Raw genomic sequence first — 3,388 nt, forward strand, 5'->3', positions numbered from 1 at the left:
CCAGGCGCTCCTCGCCACCTACGGTCAGGGTCGTCACGGCGTTCCGCTGTGGCTGGGGTCGGTGAAGTCGAACCTCGGTCACACGCAGGCGGCGGCCGGTGTCGCGGGCATCATCAAGATGGTGCAGTCGATGCGCCACGGGATCCTCCCGGGCACCCTGCACGTGGACGCGCCGTCCTCGCAGGTGGACTGGTCCGCCGGTGCGGTCGAGCTGCTGACCGAGGCCCGCGACTGGCCCGCGACCGACCGGCCGCGCCGGGCCGGGGTGTCCTCGTTCGGCATCAGCGGAACCAACGCCCACGTCATCCTCGAAGCCCCGTCGGGCGCACCGGTTCCCGCGACCGGCGCCGAGTCGCCGGCCGTCGTTCCGATCGTGCTCAGCGCCGCCGAGCCGGAGGCGCTGCGGGAGGCTGCCGAGCGGATCCGGCAGGGCCTCGCCGCCGACACGTCCCCGGGCCGGGTCGGACGGGCGCTGGCGACCCGCGCGCGGTTGCGCCACCGGGCGGTGCTCCTCGCGAGCGACCGCACCGTACTGGACGCGGGCCTGGCGGCGGTGGCCGCCGGGACCCACCCGCTCACGGGGGTCGCCGGGCCGGACCGGCTGGCGGTGGTGTTCACCGGTCAGGGGTCTCAGCGGGTCGGTATGGGCCGGGAGTTGTACGAGGCGTTCCCGGTGTTCGCCGCGTCCTTCGACGAGGCGTGTGAGGCACTGGATCTCCCGCTGCACGAGGTCCTGGACGACCGGGAGCGGCTGGACCTGACCGGCTGGGCGCAGCCGGCGATCTTCGCGGTCGAGGTGGCGCTGCTCGCCCTCGTCCGCTCGTGGGGCGTGACCCCGGACGTGGTCGCCGGTCACTCGGTCGGTGAGATCGCCGCCGCCCACGCCGCCGGGGTCCTGACCCTGGCCGACGCGGCGAAGCTCGTCGCCGCCCGGGGCCGGCTGATGCAGGCGCTGCCGGCCGGCGGCGCGATGCTGGCTGTCGGGGCCTCGGAGGCCGAGGTGCGCGAGGCGTTCCCCGACATCGACGTCGCCGTGGTGAACGGACCGGATGCCGTGGTCGTGTCCGGTGCGGAGGGCGACATCGCGCGGATCGCCGAACTGGCTTCGGACCGCGGCTGGAAGACGTCCCGGCTGCGGACCAGCCACGCGTTCCACTCCCGCCTGATGGAGCCGATGCTCGACGAGTTCCGCGCGGTCGTGGGGGCCCTGACGTTCGCCGAGCCGACCCTCGCCGCCGTGTCGACGGTGACCGGCGCCGCCGTGACGCCGGGGGAGTGGACCGACCCGGAGTACTGGGTGCGGCAGGTCCGCGAGCCGGTCCGGTTCGCCGACGCCGTCACCGCCCTCGACGCCGGCCGTGTGCTCGAACTGGGTCCGGACGGCGTCCTCACCGCGCTGATCGGCGAGGCGGGCGGCCCGGACACGGTCGCCGTCGCCGCGCTGCGCCGCGACCGGGACGAGGTCATGGCGCTGCTCACCGCCGTGGCCGAGCTGTTCGTCCATGGGCAGCGCGTCGAGTGGCGGGCGCTGCTCGGCGACGGCGCCCGGGCCGACCTGCCCACCTACCCGTTCCGGCACCAGAGGTTCTGGCTGGATCCGACACCGCCGACCGGCGACGTGACCGCGGCCGGTCTTGACGCCCCGGACCACCCGCTGCTCGCGGCCTCGGTCGAACTCCCGGACTCCGGAGCGCTGTTGTTCACCGGCACCCTTGCCTCCGGAACCCGGCCCTGGCTCGCCGACCACCGGGTGCACGGCACGTCCGTGCTGCCGGGCACCGCACTGGTCGAACTGGCTCTGGCCGCGGGCGTCCGGGCCGGAACCCCGGTGGTGGACGAGTTGGTCCTGCGGGATCCGCTGACGCTGCCCGACGGGGTGACCGTCCGGCTGCGCGTCCTGGTCGCCGCGCCCGACGACGCCGGACGGCGCGCGTTGAGCGTCTACTCCCGCCCCGACGACGAGTCCACGGCCTGGACCGTGCACGCCACCGGGTTGCTCACCGCCGAGGCCGAGGCCGGGTCAGGGTCCGTCGACGACGGCGCGGATCTGGTCGTGTGGCCGCCGGCGGGTGCGGAGGAGGTCGAACTGGACGGCCTCTACGAGGCGTTCGCGGACGCGGGCCTGGGCTACGGTCCTTCGTTCCGGGGCCTGCGGCGGGCCTGGCGTCGCGGCGGGACGGTGTTCGCCGAGGTCACGACCGGCGAGTCGGTCGACGGGTTCGGCGTGCACCCGGCGCTGTTCGACGCGGCGTTGCACGCGATCGGTGTCGGCGGGCTGATCACCGCCGACGGGGCCCACCTGCCCTTCACCTTCTCCGGTGTCCGGTGGGAGCGGCCCGCGGGCGCCGCGCTGCGGGTGCGGCTGGAGGCCGGTGCGACCGCGGGTGCGGTGCGGATCGCCCTGGCCGACGCCTCCGGACTCCCGGTGGCCGTGGTCGACGGCCTGGTCCTGCGTCCCGTGGCGGCCGGCCGGCCGACGAGTTCCGCGAACCGGTTCCTGTTCGGCCCGGGTTGGGTGGTGCAGGAGGTGTCCGCCTCGGCGGACGCCCCGGTGGTCGTGGACCTGGGCGATCCGCTGCCCGTCCCGGCCGCCCCCGTGCTGGTCGTGGACGCGACGGCACCGGGCGCCGCACTCGACCGGGCCGGTGCGCTGCTCTCCCTGCTCCAGGAGTGGCTGGCCGATCCCGCGTGGGCCGAGTCCCGCCTGGTGGTGCGGACGTTCGGCGCGGCCGGGGACACCGTCACCGATGCGGACGGTGCCGCGCTCTGGGGCCTCGTACGGTCGGCGCAGTCGGAGCACCCGGACCGGATCCATCTGCTGGACGCGGACGCGAACGCGCTGTACCCGGTGCCTCAGGCAGTGGTGCGGGACGGCGTGGTGCGGGTTCCGCAGCTCGTGAGGCTCGACGGGGCGCGGGCGGCGGATTCCGCCGCCGGGCCCGTGGAGTTCGGTGACGGCGTCGTGGTGGTGACGGGTGCGACCGGCACGCTGGGACGGCTGGTCGTCCGGCACCTGGTCGAGGCCCACGGTGTGCGGCGCCTGGTGCTGCTGTCCCGGTCGGGTGCGGGCGTGGAGGTCGACGGGGCGCAGGTGCGGGCGGTGGCCTGCGACGTGGCGGACGCGGAGGCCGTGGCCGAGGCGTTGCGGGACGAGCCGGTGTCGGCGGTGATCCACGCCGCCGGTGTGCTGGACGACGCACTGCTGACCGATCTGACGCCCGAGCGACTCGGCACGGTGTTCCGGGTCAAGGTCGACGCGGCGCGCAACCTTGCCGCCGCGACGGAGGGCCGGGCGCTGAGTGCCTTCGTCCTGTACTCCTCGGTGGCGGGTCTGTTCGGCAACGCGGGTCAGGCCAACTACGCTGCCGCGAACACGTTCCTGGACGCG

Annotated in this window: 1 protein-coding gene; it reads left to right on the plus strand. The window is 75.2% G+C overall.

Annotated features, from left to right (window positions below; translation table 11 throughout):
- Nucleotides 1-3,388: type I polyketide synthase (locus PUR56_RS00660; RefSeq protein ID WP_329947400.1), on the plus strand; the 3,388-nt coding region annotated here is incomplete at both ends.

Origin of the sequence: Streptomyces sp. BE303, from assembly GCF_036290945.1 — a bacterium.
GTDB lineage: Bacteria > Actinomycetota > Actinomycetes > Streptomycetales > Streptomycetaceae > Kitasatospora.